The sequence below is a fragment of the Leptospira hartskeerlii genome (assembly GCF_002811475.1).
Taxonomy (GTDB): Bacteria; Spirochaetota; Leptospiria; order Leptospirales; family Leptospiraceae; genus Leptospira_B; species Leptospira_B hartskeerlii.
The window spans coordinates 256,962-273,803 of the sequence record NZ_NPDL01000001.1 but is presented as its reverse complement, the minus strand read 5'-3'; the positions used below and the strand labels follow the sequence as shown (position 1 = coordinate 273,803).

Here is a 16,842-nt window from a genome sequence, read left to right as displayed (position 1 = left end):
TCAATGCACCGATTTATTTAATATACACCAATATTGTCCTATTTCAGATACAGTTATGATCAATTTTTCGAATTCTACAGGTTTTATAATATAACTGTTCACACCTAGTTTATAACTTTCTACTATATCTTTCTCTTCTGCGGAAGAGGTTAACATTACAACCGGGACTGTTCTTAATTTTTCGTCGGACTTGATCTCTTTTAGTACTTCTAGACCGTCCACTTTAGGCATTTTCAGATCCAATAATACGAATAAAGGTTTTCCACCGGATTCCCTTCCTTGATACCTTCCTCTGCAAAATAAAAACTCTAAAGCTTCCTCACCATCTTTGACATGAAAGACTTGATTTACTAAATTATTTTTTTTGAAACCTCTCAGAGTAAGTTCAGCATCGTTCGGATTATCCTCCGCATAAAGTATATCATAGTTTCCCGATTGGTTCATTCTTCTCTATTCCTTGTTCGGTATTGTAAAATAAAATGTGGCACCGTGTCCCGTTTTTCCTTCCGCCCAAACTTTTCCGCCATGCCTCTGTACGATCCTATCTACAATCGCAAGTCCAATTCCGGTACCGTTAAATTCTTCGTTCGAATGCAATCGCTGGAATACCTTGAAAAGTTTATGGGAATATTGATCGTCGAAACCCACTCCATTATCCTTTACGAAGAATGTACGGTTGCCTTCCCCGCTTAAAAAACCTATCTCGACGAAAGGATTTTGCGATTTGGAAGAATACTTGTATGCGTTCGAGATCAGATTCAACCAAACCTGTTTTAGCATAGAAGCATCCCCTTTTACTGGAGGAAGTTCCGAAATTTCGACTATAGGGCTTCTGGATCCGTATTCTTGATTGATAATCTCTATCGAATCGGAAACCATATGTTTCATATTTATAGAATCCGATTTCGGTTCCAACTTGGATACACGATAGAATGCCAACAGGTCGTCTATCAACTGCCCCATAAATTTCGCATTGGTAGCGATCACATTCAAAAGCCTTAGGGCCTCCGGTTCCAAAACCGTGGAGTAATCTTCCAACATGATCTTAGTAAATCCGTCTATTCCCCGGATAGGAGCCCGTAAATCATGGGAAACGGAATAACTGAATGCTTCCAATTCTCGATTTGCATATTCTAATTTTTGAATATTCTCTTCGAGGTCTTGATTCAGTTGGTTTATCTGAAATTCCTTCAGATTCCTTTCAGTTATATCCAACCATTCCACAACACTTCCGAGTCTTTCTCCGGAAGAATCGATAACAGGGTCCGCACTCAGATTAAATTGTCTTCCGCCTATGGAAATGGAACTTTTATGAGTATTAGTAAATGTGGAAAGTATCTGCCTTTGCTTTTCAGGTTGAGAATGAAAAGAATCTATACAAGATCCAATTAAAAACTCTGGGGAAAAATTCGGATATTGGTTGCGAATATTCTCCTTTGCAGTTTGGAACATATTTACCACGGATCGGTTCGTATATACCACATTCAGATCGTTGTCCGCAATCATGATATTACTAGAAGCGCAATCCAAAGCGGATTTGATCATTAATATTTCTTTATAGAATTTTTCTTTTTCGGAAAGTGTATGTTCTAAAAGATTATTTTTCTCAAAAAGGATTGTTTCTGTTTCTATTCGAAGGTCGGATTCCTTCTTTAAGAATCTATAAAGTATTGCTAAAATTAATATATTAAAAGAGACCGAAAAGAATAGGATCCAATCCGCGATCTTTTCGTTCACTTTTGAATCGTGAACCCTTTCCGAAAGTAGTGAGAGTTCTTTTTCTTTCAGTCTATCTATTAGGCGATCGATCTCATTCTCTAATACTGCACTTTCAGTCTCTGCTTCTTTGTTTTTGAAAGTAGAATGACCTTTTTTCTGGATCAGTTCCTCTTTTTTGGTGAGTAATTTTTCTAACTCCAAAAGGCCGTCTTGCTGAGTAGAATTATCTCTAGTAATATATTTCAATTCACCTAGTTTAAAGAATAAATTCTGTTTTTCAGTTTTATAATATTGCAGATCCTCTTTTTTTCCAGAGGCCAAAAAGAGCAAAAATCGGATCTTGGTTTCCTTTACGGAAGAAGCCAAACTTTCTAATCTGGAAAGTACACCGAATGTATGAGACTCCCAATCTTTAGATTGAGCCAGATTCCTGCTGCTGACCCAAGAAGAAACACCAATCATTAGGCCTAAAAAACCTATTCCGATAACTCCGAGTCTTAGTTTAGAATCATATGAGAGCATGATAAGGAAAACATTGATTAAAAGTTTCTAATCTTTTAATTTTGTTTCATATTTGATCCGCGTATTTTAAATTTTTTGACCCCATTTTGCAAGATATTTACACAGTTTGGACAAAATTAATTTACTAAATCGATTTTAATTTTTAGTCTCTTAATTAAGTCGCATTAGATAGAAAGTTTTAGATTTTATCTAAGGCATGTTTGACCTTCAGAACCTGAGAATTCTCCGGCTCCAGTCTGTAAGCTTCTCTCAAAAGCTGTTTCGCTCTTTCATAATTTCGTAAAGCGATAGAGATCCTAGTCAAATTGATCAAATTTCTAACATGGTCAGGTTCTCTTAAGAGCAACCTTTCGCCGAAATCTTGAGCTTTTTGGAATTGTCTAGCTCTTCTTGCTACATACGAGGCAATGAATAGTATTTCTTTATCTACCGGACGAATGTTCAAATATTCTTCTGCAAATTGTGCTGCCTTGGAATAATTCTTTAATCGAATATGATACTTAAGTAATCCCTTTTTCACTTCAGGTAGACAATTGTCTAATGAATCTGCTTCTTCTAATAAAGATAATGCTTCTTTGATGTTCTTATCTTGGGATTTCTCTTTGGCTTTTCGAAGAAGTTGTCTGATCTTCTCTTTTTCTCGTATTCTTTCTATCCCGCCTTCTTCTTTAAAAGAGATACGGACCAAAGATAGATCATCTGTCAATGAACCAACTTGTTGTATGGATTCATATATATTAGAAAGTTCTCCTTTTCCTTCTTCAATTAGTTTAAGAAAAAGTTTTTCGTCGTCGTTGATGATCCTTGCACCTTCTTCGTCGTTTCCTATAAGAATATCGTCCCTTCCATCGGAGCCTGCAATAATAACATCGCCAGGCAATAATTGGAATGTTTTCACTGAAATTTTTCCATCCATCCCCGTGGTTCCCAGCTTCCTGAACATAAGATCTTGCTCTATAAATTCCGCTTTTCCATCTCGATAGAGCACAGTCCAAGGATGTTCTGCATTAATATAATATAATGTTCCAGAATTTTCGTCTATTAGTCCGATCACTGATGAAACAAGCATAGAACCTTCGAAACTTTCGAATACCTTATGTAATTCTATAAATGCGTTTTTTAGCCATCTTTCCGGGGATTGCTCCTTCATGGATTCTTCGATCCGAGTCCTCTCAATAATGGATTCGCAAACGGCACCTAACACTAAGGCCCCTCCCGCCCCTTGCATGGATTTTCCCATTGCATCCGCATTTAAGAATACTATATAACGTTGTCCTCTGAGAGTGATCTGGTTGGAGATATTCATATCTCCTCCGATCTCATCATTAAATCTTCGGAAGCTGAACTTCTTCTTTTGTTCTATTAGAAAATCCACTTTGACGTTATCCGATACTGCCTTGTTTGCCCCCAAAGGTTTGATCAGAAGTGACGTAAGAAAGTAATCACCGTCCTGTTGTTGTTTGAGGTCCTTTACTTCTTCCAAAGTTTTTTCTAATTCTTTGGTTCTATCTTTTACCTTTTCTTCGAGTTCGTCTGCGTATTTTTCGAGTCTCTTTCTGGCTGCTTGGATACTTCTTGCCATTTTATTAAAAGACCTTGCGATAAATCCAATCTCATCTTCTACACGAGGAGTCAGCCTATATTCTAAATTTCCAGAATTTACTTCGGTTAGTCCCACTACTACTTCGTCCATAGGAACTACGATCGCATTTTGAAAGAAGAATCTGAATCCAATCACAATCACGAAGAATGTCAGGACCATGGAGGCAACTAATATAAAACTAGGATCATGATGGAACGTTCTATAATCTTTATAATCAAATCCTACCTCATATATTTTTCCACCGAGGTTCGGAGCAAAATAATAGGATAGATACATTACCGGCTTAGGATCAGAAGTAGAATAGATCCTTGTACCTCGATAAATCCTTTCTCCCGCAAAATGAATCGGAGCCAGAGAATTTAATACGATTTTAGAAACCTGCTCCGCGGATTTTTCCGAATTTACGGCCTGGATTGCGGATTGTTTCACATAAGCCAAGGTTTCTGACAGCCCTATATCCGAAGAAGCAAGCAATCCTTCGATTGATTTTTGTTTTTTACGATCAGGAAGTCTAGAGTATTTATTTCGAATAATATTCAATTTTCCGTATATGCTTCGGAAATAATCTTCTACATCGGAATCTTTTACTGTTTCATTGTTTTTTGACTTTAGAAAAGCACGGATACCGGTGGCATAAGCCTTAAAGTCATTGGGAGAAGTTTCCAGGATCTTTTCTGTTCTTTCTAACCTTTCCTTTGCAGGTAAACTTCCTATATTAGAGATCTTTTGTTTTTCTCTAAAAAATCGAACCTCCAATTCATCTTCCTTTTTAAATCTAGGATCCTTCTTTCCTCTTTCCGATCGAAACTCATTCTTCTCCGGATCGTAAGAAACTATATAAGCCAAGCCTTGTGGATCTTTTTGTTCCTGAACCGCAATTGAACTATCCCTTCTTTTCATATCGTCGTAAGTTCTTTCATATCCGTTCAGGATCGAATAACCCACCAATTGATAACATACGAAGAATGTTGCTAAAGAAACTCCGATGATACGGTTTAAGATCGTAGTTCTTTCTTTAGTAGCGTTCACATACACGATCATGATCAGGAACATTCCGGTAACCATTCCTAGGTTAAAGGACTGTTGATAAGTAGCGCGCGCAACTGTTCCGTTTCGACTAAGCGCATTTAAAATTCCTGGAACTACCGTGATCACTGCATAGCTCAGAAGAATATAAATTACGGACCTTCTCTCCTTTCCAGTTTCTATGATCGCTTTCCAAATTCCGATCACAAGATAACTTACTTCGTAGAATAAGATCACATATATAAAATAACTGTAAAATACATGGACCTCATAATCCCAGTAATGACTTCCGGGCACGAAAGATCTTGGAGCATCCCAACTAATATACACATAATATCCGGTGACTAACAAAACTCCTAAATAAAGAAGCCAATAAAAGATCAAACCAGGTAAGATCCCCTTCTTCCTTGGCTCGGGGAAATAAATGAAGAATCCTACTAATTGAGTAAAACTCATCAGTGGTCCTGCAACTGCAATAATCCTATGATGAATCGTGCTTTCCTCGAAGGAAATAAAGCCCCAGAAATATCCTATATTATGGAAAACCGTGGTTAAACCACAGACTCCCAAATGGAAGGCGGCTCCACTCCTTTTCTTGATGGTTAAAAAGAAGAAGGCTGTATAAAGGTAATAGAGAACGATTAAGATCGAACCGAAAGAGTAAAAGTTAAAAAATAACGGATCCATTGATTGGTGTAGAAAAGTAGTCCCGGAAGCTTAGAGTAACGATCCGACTCGGATCAAGCGTAATTTATTTCCAAAATTTTATGGAACTCCTTAGATTTGTCGGAATTCCAACATAAATAATTTAAGCTTCCTTCAAAGCTTTCCTTCTTTGCATATAGCACGTTCTAAAAAGGAATCTACTTGACCTAGAAATCGAAAAAAAGAAGCTTACTGGAAATATCGGCCAACCTATTCCTCTCCGATTCATGCAAACATCTTCCATCAAAAAACTTCCACTTTATCTACTTTTTCCGATCTTGTTCTGTGTAGCATACCTGCTAGCGAACCCAGGTTTCTTTGGTCAGCAATACCAAGAAACTGGAGATTATGCTGCAAATGCACTTCAAATCTGGAAGGCAGGAAAGTTAGAAGAAAGTTTGGGAGCATACTCCCGCTTTTTAGTAAATCATCCTGGACCGATCGTATTTTACTATCTGGCTCTTGCGGAAAAAATATTTTTCTTTGTGAAATCTCCTCATGGAGCTCATTCAATCGGAATAGTTCTTTATAATCTTTTTTTCCTTCTAATCGGTTTAAGAATTCTTCATACAAAATTAAAAGAGAACAGATCTGAAATTCTATTATTCGCATCTTTGGTCTTAGGATTAACTCCTCTTCTACCGAATGCGTTTTCAAATATTTGGGGGCCGGGGGTAATCCTTTTGCCCACATTGGTGTTGATCCTTTCTTTAACCGATTTTTCCCAAGGCTCTATCCGAAATTTTTTCTGGTTTGTAGTTTGTGCGAATATCATCGTTCAAAACCAAATCGTTGGGATCTCTTTTATTGTTCCTATGTTTGTAGTCGGATGTTTCTATTTTTATACGAACAAAGGTCTTTCTCAGTATAAGACAAAAGAGTTTGGATTAAGTATCTTATTTGCAGTAGTATTCACGATCATCTGCTGGATTCCTCCACTCGTTGAACAATTCACGAATACTCCAGGAAACTTAAGCAAAATTATAGGATTAGCTCTTAAGAATTCCACCTTTCATAAACTTGGCCCAACATTGCAGTATGTTTTGTCTTATTACGTTTCGCCGCTTAGCATTCCAAAACAGATCCCTGCACTTTTAGTGGTAGGCTTACTTTTCGGAATTCCTAGTTTCTGGAAGGATAAATTACAAGAATTTGATAGATCTTTACTCAAAGTCCTGATCTGGGCATTCTTCATTACCTTATTCGGTGCATTCAAGATGAAAGGAGGGCAGATCTCCCATATCTATTGGTTCACCTATGTTTTGGCTGGCCTTCTTTATTATCTAAACCTGAAGATCATTCTATCTAAATTAGTATTCCCAAATACTAAGAACTTCAAAATTTATTTCATTTCTATAATATTCTTATGTATTGCGATCTATGGCAAGAACACAGAATTTGAATACGACGACAGACCTGAGAAATTCATAGCAGCCATCTCTCCGCAAAAAGAAACCAAATATAGAATTCGCTGGAAATCCGATACTAAAGACTTCGGACAAGGAGATCTTAGTTTAGGGATCCTTCTTAGGCTAACTAGAGAAGGATATAATTCATGCTTAAACGAAGAATGGCATTTTTTAGTTCCAAAATCCTTTAGATGTTCCGACTCAGAACCTGCAATTACGATTACATTAGAAACACCGGAAAAGGAAAGTGAAGAGTTTCAAATCTTAAACAAGAACTCCTTTCACTATAAATCCACAATAGTAAGGATCATTGAATGAAAGAATATTTCCTGGGAATTTTTAGACCTGACGAAAGGGAGATAGCACCCTTTAACGGGGCAAGAACCTTGGGTTTTTTTATGCTGATTTATGGACATATGTATCGCACAGTTCAGATCTTTATTCCGGATATCGATCCATACTTAAGAAATTTCTTAAATAATGGTTCTGTTTGTTTAGATCTATTCTTTCCATTGAGTGGATTTTTGATCGCAAGCCCTTTGTTTGCCGAATTAGAATCCAAGGGAACTATCAACTGGAAGTTTTTCTATTTAAAACGATCTTTAAGGATTTTTCCTCCATTTTATATTTTTCTAATTCTACAATATTTCTTATTCATCCCTGCAATGCTCAGAAGCGCTCCGCCGGAGCTTATACCCCAAATTGAAGCAGCTAAAAGTAAGATCTGGTTCGACTTTCTGTATCTTTCCGACTATTTCAAGGGAACCATGTTCCACGGCTGGTCCCTCTCTTTAGAGGAACAATTCTATATCGCCTTTCCAATCTTTCTTTTAGTCATTTTCAGATATGTTCCGAAACGTTTTAGATTGGGATTTTTGATCTTCCTCACTGCAATCCCGTTGATTTATCGTGCGATCTTTATGTATACGGTCATCTTAAAGACTACCGGTTCCGAAAGTGTGGATTTGTATAACGCGAATATCTATTATCCATTCCACGGACATATAGATTCAGTTCTATATGGGATCGTATTCGCGTATATATTCAATTTTCATAAATCATGGGTCGAGAAAGCGCTTCAATTAGGACCTTGGGCAAATTATTTGCATGCAGGGCTTTGGATTGGACTCTTGACTTATACTGCATTAGTGAACGAATTCGAAATGGGATTCCATCAGATCATTCGCTACCCAAGTTTTGCTCTCTTATGGATCGGGATTTTTATTTTATCGATGAGAAAAGGAGATCCTATCGGAAAATTTCTTTCTTGGAAAGGGTTCTCTCCTTTTGCGAAATTATCATACTGCGCATACATAATTCATATCGTGGTAATGACTCCTATTTCTAGAAAATTGCTTTATGCAGATAAACAATTAGAACAGCACGAATTCCTACTCTATACCATCCCGGTTGGATTGACGGTTTTCTTCTTTGCGTATTTCTATCATTTGATCACTGAAAAACCGTTTGCGATCCTCAAAGATAAACTGATCGCAAAATACAAAGTCAAGATGACTTCGGAAGTTTTCAGAGAACAATTGCAGAAGGTTTCCTGATCGGAAATTAAAGCAAAGTCTTGAGATATCTCAACTCATAGGGACATAAATGAAGTTTTTTGGGGCGAATGTCCCGAAAAAAGGCGCATTCTTTCCTTTTTCTAAAATTATTCGGGAAGAAGAGTGCAAAGAAGTTCGTGAAAGGACGTTTTTTGCTTGCTATAAAAAAATCGAATATGCACACAAGGTTCGTTACCCACATGGAAATAACGGTTCAAGGCGACATCCACATCATCAAAATTTCCGGATCCATTCTGCAATCCGACAGCGAGGAACTGGACCGCAATCTGAGCGACCATAATTTCGAACCTTCTCCTAAGATCATAATCGATCTTACAGAGGTGAGTCATATTTGCTCGACTGCATTGGGGATCCTAGTCTCCTACAAAAAAAAGTTCAACTCAGCAGAAGGAGATATCATCATCGTAGTGAATGACGATGATCTTCTTCAACTATTCGAGATCACAATGTTGGACAAAGTGTTTAAAGTTCTTCCTACTATTGAAGACGCTTTTGACGAGTTCAAATTGGGAAATTGAAATCCCTTTCTTTAGCTTCCAACAATTCTCATAAAGTTCGCGAAATTCGAGCCATCCTTTCTCCTTTAGGGTTTACCTTATCCACCCCAAAGGAGTTAGGGATCGATTTCGGTCCGGAAGAAACCGGTAAAACTTTTACTGAAAATGCTCTTCTCAAAGCCAGGGAATTATTTTCTCTTTCTAAACTTTCTTCATTAGCAGATGATTCGGGAATTTGCGTAGAAGCTCTAGGTGGAGAACCTGGAGTCCATTCTGCCCGTTTCGGCGGAGAAGGTTTAGACGACGAAGGAAGAGCCAGACTTCTCCTGGAAAAAATGAAAGGAGAAAAAAATCGAAACGCAAAATACGTATGTGTGATCGCGTTAGTCACTTCGGAAGGAGAATTTACTTTCGAAGGAGAATGCGCTGGATTGATCTCTGATAAATATGATACAAGTGGAAATGGATTCGGATACGATCCTATTTTTTATTACCCACCCTTCTCCGCTCATTTTTCCCAAGTCTCAGATGAGAAAAAGAATTCAGTTTCGCATCGAAAGAAAGCATTGGATGAGCTAGTAAAATATCTGAAAACATATTCATAAAACTGAATATAGATTCCGAATGAATATTCCGGGATTTTTATTGAAAAACGCAAGCATTTTGGATAAATGAGTACCTGAAACTGAAGAACGAGTTGCCAAACAACCGTCGGAGGTTAAAATGAAGGTACCTATCTATAAAAAAGTTCCCGCCAGATTAGAAGGCATTTTAGGACCGGAAGGAAGGGACGAATTTTTAGATTTCGTAAATTTCAATTGGAATTTAGGGAGCAAGATACTTTTGGAAGAATCAAGTAACCAATTCGAGAAGAGACTTACTGAAGAAGTCGGAAAAATAAAAACCGATATATCTGAATTTAAAACTAGTACAGACCAAGCTTATAATAGTTTGAAAGGTGAACTTACAAATGTAAAAACGGAGCTTGCAATCTTCCGATCTGAATTCGAAGGATTTAAAACGGAAGTTAGATCAGAATTTGTAGCCGTTAGATCTGAGATCAAATCTGAAATTGCAATTTGTAGATTCGAACTCAGAACCGAAATGGCCGAAATGAAATTAGAATTAAAAACTGAAATGCATTCTGGATTTTTAGGAGTTTATAAGGAAATCTCTAAAATCCACCAGTTGATATCTACTCAAACAAAATGGATCTTAGCAACTGGAGTTTCGATAACAGTCTTTATGCCGATATTAATGAAGCTTTTGGATAAATATATCTTATCTTACTAAGCTTCCGTGAGAACAGGTCCACCTGCCAGGCGTTTGTAAAATTCTTGGCCTTCTCTTTCTAAGAACTCTTCGTAAGTTCCTTTAAAATCTCTGATACCTTCCGTGGTAACTTCCAGTACTCGTGTCGCGATTGAACTTACAAATTCCCTATCGTGAGAAACGAATAAGATGGTTCCTTCAAACTTGGTTAATGCGTAGTTCAAGGATTCGATGGATTCCAAATCTAAGTGGTTAGTAGGTTCGTCCAAGGCCAGAAGATTGTCTTGAGACAGAATCATCTTTCCTAATATGATCCTGGATTTTTCTCCCCCCGAAAGCACTTGGGTTGGTTTTTTAGCCATATCCCCACTGAATAACATTCTTCCTAAAATAGCGCGGATCTCTTCCATCTCGGTACCTGGAGGAGCGTATCTATATAACCATTCTATAATAGAGTCTGCGTCTTCACCGATCCCTTCTCTATGATCTTGAGGAAAGATGGAAGTCTCTACCGAATCTCCGAATGCAACCGTTCCTGAATCAGGCTCGATCTGTTTCATCAAAGTTTTTAAGAGAGTGGTTTTTCCTACACCGTTTGTTCCAATGATAGCGATCTTCTCCCCTTTGGTGATATTGATCGTAAAATCTTTAAAGATAACTCTGTCTTCGTAAGCTTTAGTGATATTATCTGCAAGGATTACATCCTTACCTAAAACTCTTTTCATTTTGAAAATTATATAAGGGAAAAGTCTGGAAGAAGGTCTGATATCCGCCATATTATCTTTGATCTTCTCGATCATCTTCTGGCGAGAAGTAGCCTGTTTAGATTTTGCCGCGTTGGCGCTGAATCTACTGACGAATTCTTGTAATTCTGCAATTTTTTCTTTTGCTCGTTTATTATCGGATTGAGCTCTTTCTCTCGCAGCTTGAGACGCTTCCATGTACTCGTCGTAGTTTCCAGGATAAACGGTCATCGTCTGATAATCTAAGTCACAGATATGAGAAGCAACTGAGTTGATGAAGTGACGGTCGTGGGAAATAACAATAACAACTCCCTTATAGTTCAAAAGGAAGGATTCCAACCAGTGAATCGTCTTGATATCCAAGTGGTTGGTAGGCTCATCCAAAAGTAGAACATCCGGTTTCTGGAATAAGACCTGAGCGAGTAATACTCTAAGTTTAAAACCGCCTGTTAAAAAAGAAAGTGTCTGACCATGAATGTTTGTAGGAATTCCTAAACCTTCCAATAATTCTCCAGCTACACTTTCCGCTTCGTAACCGCCCATCTCTCCGAAAGCTTCTTCTAATTCGGAAACTCGGATCCCGTCCTCATCGGACATTTCAGGCTTAGAATAAATTTCGTCTCTCTCTTTGGCGATTGTCCAAAGTTCTTTATTCCCCATCATTACAGTATTCAATACTGTTTCGTTTTCGTATTCGTAATGGTCCTGTTTTAAGTAGCCTACTTTGACTCCTACATCAATGGAGACAGAACCTGCAGCTGCTTGTTCCATTCCAGCAAGGATTTTCATAAAAGTGGATTTACCGGAACCATTGGCTCCGATCAGACCGTATCTACAGCTTTCTTTAAACTTAACTGTAACGTTTTCAAAAAGAATTTTCTTTCCGAAATTCAGAGATAAACCGGAAACGCTGATCATACAACCTACCTAAACACCGAAGGAATCTTATTAAAAGAGGGGATAAGACCATAGTTTATAGGGTGCTGTAATTCGCCAAGCGAATCCTAGGCCTGGTCTATTCGCTCAATTTACGTAATTCTTCAATACCTGGTAGATTAGATAAGTCTGGAACAATTACAATTTCTATCCTTCGATTCGCGGTTCTATTTTCCACACTTGTATTCGGGACAGAAGGACGAGAAGATCCCATAGAAGCCGCGCTGATCCTATCTTCTGGCATTCCGGACTTTACCATTGTATGTAATACGGTCAAAGCTCTTGCAGATGCAAGTTCCCAGTTGGAATATCCTTTGATACCTGTAGGCACATCGTCCGTATGACCTTCTACTTGGAATCTTCTTCCATGAAGAGAAGATAGAATCCCAGTGACTTCTTTGATTGCATCGGTTCCTTTTGAAGATAAACTCGAAGAACCCGGTGGGAATAATATATCGGAAGAAAGTATTACCACCATTCTTCCATCTACTATCCGGATCTTAAGTTTTCCGGAATCGATCATTCCTTTAAAACTTTCTAATAAACTTCGATAATCTGCGATCCTTCTTTCCGTTTCTTCTTGGATCCTTTTCATATCTTCTACGGATCTTTGGAGAGAAGACTTATCTTTTTCTAAATTGGAAAGGTCTCTTGCTTTCTCGTCGTACATCGCTTGCAAGGCGTCATACTTGGATTGAGAAACACAGTTAGACAGAATGGAAATACAGGCAAAAATTAAGGTAAGAATACCCAGATTCCTTTTCATGATTCCTCCGAGTTTTTTCTTAGAACGGTGCACATAATTAATTTATCGTTTTTTTCCGACTTTTCCCGAGGGATTCTCCTTTATTTTCCGAATTATTTTCGAAAAAATCTGGCGAGAATGTACGATCCAAGTTAGTCTGTTAGTAATCATGCGATCTTTTCTATTAGAACTTCCCCGACTTGGATTCTTTCCCTTAATTCTGTTTTTATTCTTAATTATCCAATCCGGCCTGTTTGCCCAAACTTCTACTTCTAATCCACCGGCTAACCCCAAAGAATCAGTAGCAGGAGGACCTCCTACATTCAAGAAGTTAGTAGAAGAAGTTAAGGTTTCTTTAAAAGACAGAGGATATATCGTAGATCGAAAATCCCATTTTACCGGTTCAGTGTTCAAAGGAAGTACAGTATCTTTCAAACTCCAATTTCCTGAAGGTAAAGACAGAAAGATAGTTCGCAAGTTAGGAGTAGGTCTCGCTCATGAAAATCCGGACCAGTCCGTTATGGTACATATCTTCCAATCGGATAGCGAAGATAGAAAGCTATCCCCTTTGTTCACAGGATTTGTAGAACCTTCTTTCGTTTATGAATGGGAAGCTAGATTCGGAGAGAATCATTTCTTAGTAGAGATCAGATTAGATGAATCAGAGTCTAACGTTGCAAACTTTGAATTATTGTTCGGCAGTCAATTATACACTCCTGCAGCAGCCTTTGGGCGAGAAGAGAAGGATCAAAACCTAAACCAACCAGGTTCTCCGGGCAAAAAACAACCGGGAGCAGAGGGAAGACTTCCAGGTACGAGTGAGTTAAACAACTACTTCGAAGTTTTTAAAAAGGAGTTCTGAATCTTAAGATTAAATTACGATCAGGTAAGACTATCATTCAGGCAAGTTTGACTTAAATAGCATTTCCAGATAAGTTAATGAATTGCGGAATTCTGGCGTTTGTTATATCTTCGCTAATATAGTGAAATTTCTATCCTAAGGGATAGATCTTCCGGCGATATCGGGATCTTCGATCTTCAAATAAAAAAATAGATTCGCCGGATTAATCCTCCTAAAAGAGGTCGGATCGGTGAAAAAGAAGGACGGTAGCCCTGTCTACCCCACAAACGGAGTTTTCAGAAATTCTCGTGAGAGAATTTTAGAAGGCGCTGCGATAGCTTTTGCCCGCAAGGGATTCCATGGAACTTCTCTGAGAGAGATCAGTAGAGAATGCGGCCTAGAGCAACCTAGCATCTATCATCATTTTCATTCCAAAGAAAACCTGTTCAGAAAAGCGTTGGTCGCCACTCATTTGATGATATTGAACGATATCAGAAGCAGATTGGTAAAAGACAAAGGTTTAAGAGAAGAAGTTGTCTCAGTATTCAGAGCAATTTCGGATATCGCTAGACAGTTCCCTGACAGAGCCAAACTTCCATTCAGCTTAGTATATTCTGCACCTGAAAATCTGGTCCAAGAATACACGAATCATTACGGAGCGCAGTACAGAAAGTTATTAGATGCGGCAGTGGATCGCAATCCTCCAACCAAAAACGCGGAACTGAAGCTTTCCCTACTCGTAGATCTATTACATAGTTTGATACTTTCGATCTCCTCAGAGCGATTTTTTGAGGATAGGGTCCGTGGTTTGGAAGATAGGATTGATCATATCCTTCTTACTTAAGCCCGAAAGCCGAGTTTAAGACTGTTTTTTTTCTCGTAAGCCTCGGTCGGTTAGGTTTTCTGGTCCCCATGAGCGCACCTGAAATCGTACCAATCGGCCAACTCCCTCCATTAGGAGTGGTCCCTAAAAAAATGCATGCACAGGTCATCCGACCAGAGCGTTTTGGAGACCCGATAAAGTCCATCCAGCCGGAAGAGATCGACGTTCCTGAAATTAAACCTGACGAAGTGCTGGTTGCAGTTATGGCTGCCGGAATTAATTATAATAACGTATGGGCGGGTCTTGGATTTCCAGTCGATGTGATCGGGGCACGAAACAAAAAAGGCGAACCGGAAAAGTTCCACATCGGTGGTTCAGACGCATCCGGAATCGTTTATAAAGTAGGTTCCGAAGTTAAGAACGTAAAAGTAGGAGACGAGGTTGTCCTACATTGCGGTATCTGGGACAAGAACGATCCTTGGGTCAAAGCAGGAAATGATCCTATGTTTGCACCTTCTCAATTGATTTGGGCATACGAAACTAACTGGGGGTCCTTTGCACAATTCTGTAAAGTCCAAGACCACCAATGTCTTCCTAAACCGAAACATCTTTCTTGGGAAGAAGCAGCTGCTTACATGCTCGTTGGAGCAACCGCATATAGAATGCTTCACCACTGGAAACCGAATGATGTAAAACCGGGAGATGTAGTTCTTATCTGGGGAGGAGCAGGCGGATTAGGAGCCATGGCGATCCAGATCGTAAAGGCTGCAGGTGGAATTCCAATCGCAGTAGTTTCTTCCGATGATAAGATCGAGTTCTGTAAAAAATTAGGCGCTGCCGGAGTGATTAACAGAAACAATTTCAAACATTGGGGCGCTCTCACTTCGGATATTAATAAGCCTGAAGTATTTGTAGAATGGACCAAACAAGCCAGAGAATTCGGAAAGGCTATTTGGGACATCGCAGGAAAAGGAAACAATCCTAAGATCGTATTCGAACATCCAGGTGAAACAACCATCCCTACTTCAGTATTCGTTTGTGAAACTGGAGGAATGGTCGTTATCTGCGCTGGAACCACAGGTTACAATGCAACTGTAGATTTAAGATATCTTTGGATGCGTCAAAAACGTCTCCAAGGTTCTCACTTTGCAAACGACGAAAACTCAATTGGTATCAATCAATTAGTGATCGATAAAAAAGTGGATCCAGTTCTTTCTCAAACTTTCCAGTTCAACGAAACTGCGCAAGCTCACCAATTGATGAAAGAGAACAAACACCCTGCGGGAAACATGAGTATCCTTGTAGGTGCCGATAAACTAGGACTAGGTAGAAAATAATCTGCCTACGAAGGGCTCCTGATCCCAGGAGTCCTTCGATCCTCCGAACTATATTATAAAAGCATAATTAAATGAAAGCGGTCCAACTTTCCTCTTTCGGAAAAGAAAATCTCTCCTTAATCGATTTACCAGACCCAGGCAAACCAGGCCCGGGAGAAGTTTTAGTACGTTTCAGGGCGGCTTCCTTAAATTTCCGGGACTATCTTGTGGTCCAGGGAAAGTACAATCCGAATTTTCCAGTGCCTATGGTTCCTTGCAGCGATGGATCGGGAGAAATTATAGAAGTCGGAGAGAATGTCACAGACATCAAAACCGGAGACAAGATCAACGCAACCTTTGCACCATACTGGTTGTCCGGACATGCAAATAAAAAAGAACTCAGGACCACGCTAGGTGGGCCTTTAGACGGGACATTAAGACAATATGCAATCCTTCCTGCGATAGGAGTGGTCCCAATGCCTTCTCATCTTAGTTTTGAAGAAGCGGCCACACTTCCTTGCGCTGGACTTACCGCTTGGTCCTCATTCTTTGTGGAAAACCAACTCAAAAAAGGAGAATCCGTAGTTATCCAAGGTACCGGAGGAGTCTCTTTATTCGCATTACAATTTGCTAAAGCAGTTGGAGCTATCGTATACTTAACTTCTTCTTCCGATGAAAAGCTGGAAAGAGGAAAGTCCTTAGGCGCAGATTATCTGATCAATTATAAAAATATTACTGCTTGGGGAGAAAAGATCAGAGAACTAACTGGGGGAGAAGGCGCAGACCATATTGTGGAAGTTGGCGGAGCAGGAACCTTAGAGCAATCCATTAAAGCTGTAAAATTATTCGGTACAATTCATCTGATCGGGATATTAGCGGGAGCTATCAAGGATTTAAACCTTCTTCCTTTAGTTATGAACCAAATCAAAGTCCAAGGGATCGTAGTTGGTCATAGGGAAGGATTCCTTGCTATGAACAAAGCCATTGAAGAATGGAAACTGAAACCTGTAGTAGATAAAGTCTACGAACTTTCCGAATTCAAAGATGCATTAGAGTATCTGAAAGACGGAAAACATTTCGGAAAGATCGTAGTTCGGATCCCTTGAGC

General features: G+C 39.0%; 14 protein-coding genes. 9 read left to right on the top strand and 5 right to left on the bottom strand.

The genetic code is table 11. The features are described from left to right. From CH352_RS01220 to CH352_RS01210, 3 genes are all read right to left on the bottom strand, one after another. A complete protein-coding gene (locus CH352_RS01220; protein ID WP_100706532.1) occupies nt 1–444 on the bottom strand; it encodes a response regulator in 444 nt (147 codons plus the stop codon). A 6-nt stretch (nt 445–450) separates the two neighbouring features. Next, nucleotides 451–2,241, bottom strand: coding sequence for an ATP-binding protein (locus CH352_RS01215; protein WP_100706533.1), 1,791 nt, complete (start codon nt 2,239–2,241; stop codon nt 451–453). A 178-nt stretch (nt 2,242–2,419) separates the two neighbouring features. Further along, entirely contained in the window at nt 2,420–5,557 is a 3,138-nt protein-coding gene (locus CH352_RS01210) for a SpoIIE family protein phosphatase (RefSeq protein ID WP_100706534.1), read from the bottom strand. A 245-nt stretch (nt 5,558–5,802) separates the two neighbouring features. Between CH352_RS01210 and CH352_RS01205 the strand changes: the two genes are divergently transcribed. The 5 genes from CH352_RS01205 (at nt 5,803) to CH352_RS01185 (ending at nt 10,351) form a co-directional block, all read left to right on the top strand. Next, complete coding sequence (locus tag CH352_RS01205) at nt 5,803–7,302, top strand: hypothetical protein (RefSeq protein WP_100706535.1); 1,500 nt, start codon at nt 5,803–5,805, stop codon at nt 7,300–7,302. Further along, nucleotides 7,299–8,540, top strand: a complete 1,242-nt coding sequence (locus CH352_RS01200; protein ID WP_100706536.1) for an acyltransferase family protein — start codon at nt 7,299–7,301, stop codon at nt 8,538–8,540. Before CH352_RS01205 ends, CH352_RS01200 begins: the two co-directional genes overlap by 4 nt. Nucleotides 8,541–8,740: 200 nt before the next feature. Then, nucleotides 8,741–9,079 (top strand): STAS domain-containing protein, encoded by a 339-nt coding sequence (locus tag CH352_RS01195; RefSeq protein ID WP_010514772.1) that lies wholly within the window; start codon nt 8,741–8,743, stop codon nt 9,077–9,079. After that, nucleotides 9,076–9,663, top strand: coding sequence for an RdgB/HAM1 family non-canonical purine NTP pyrophosphatase (gene rdgB, locus CH352_RS01190; RefSeq protein ID WP_100706537.1), 588 nt, complete (start codon nt 9,076–9,078; stop codon nt 9,661–9,663). Before CH352_RS01195 ends, rdgB begins: the two co-directional genes overlap by 4 nt. A 118-nt stretch (nt 9,664–9,781) precedes the next feature. Further along, nucleotides 9,782–10,351 carry an LA_3696 family protein gene (locus tag CH352_RS01185; RefSeq protein ID WP_100706538.1) on the top strand — a complete coding sequence of 190 codons (570 nt, stop codon included), beginning with the start codon at nt 9,782–9,784 and terminating at the stop codon, nt 10,349–10,351. Here CH352_RS01185 and CH352_RS01180 read toward each other — a convergent pair. Together CH352_RS01180 and CH352_RS01175 are read right to left on the bottom strand one after the other, a co-directional pair. Beyond that, entirely contained in the window at nt 10,348–11,991 is a 1,644-nt protein-coding gene (locus CH352_RS01180; RefSeq protein WP_100706539.1) for an ATP-binding cassette domain-containing protein, read from the bottom strand. The genes CH352_RS01185 and CH352_RS01180 overlap by 4 nt on opposite strands. Before the next feature lie 97 nt (nt 11,992–12,088). Beyond that, nucleotides 12,089–12,775, bottom strand: a complete 687-nt coding sequence (locus CH352_RS01175) for an OmpA/MotB family protein (protein ID WP_100706607.1) — start codon at nt 12,773–12,775, stop codon at nt 12,089–12,091. A 148-nt stretch (nt 12,776–12,923) separates the two neighbouring features. Here CH352_RS01175 and CH352_RS01170 point away from each other — a divergent pair, with 148 nt between their 5' ends. From CH352_RS01170 to CH352_RS01155, 4 genes are all read left to right on the top strand, one after another. Then, on the top strand, nt 12,924–13,616 hold the full coding sequence (locus CH352_RS01170) for a hypothetical protein (protein WP_100706540.1): 693 nt from the start codon (nt 12,924–12,926) through the stop codon (nt 13,614–13,616). A gap of 229 nt (nt 13,617–13,845) precedes the next feature. Next, nucleotides 13,846–14,439, top strand: a complete 594-nt coding sequence (locus CH352_RS01165; RefSeq protein ID WP_100706541.1) for a TetR/AcrR family transcriptional regulator — start codon at nt 13,846–13,848, stop codon at nt 14,437–14,439. 68 nt (nt 14,440–14,507) lie between these two features. Then, on the top strand, nt 14,508–15,755 hold the full coding sequence (ccrA, locus tag CH352_RS01160) for a crotonyl-CoA carboxylase/reductase (RefSeq protein WP_100706542.1): 1,248 nt from the start codon (nt 14,508–14,510) through the stop codon (nt 15,753–15,755). Between the two features lie 71 nt (nt 15,756–15,826). After that, nucleotides 15,827–16,840 carry a zinc-dependent alcohol dehydrogenase family protein gene (locus CH352_RS01155; RefSeq protein ID WP_100706543.1) on the top strand — a complete coding sequence of 338 codons (1,014 nt, stop codon included), beginning with the start codon at nt 15,827–15,829 and terminating at the stop codon, nt 16,838–16,840. Nucleotides 16,841–16,842 lie beyond the last annotated feature (2 nt).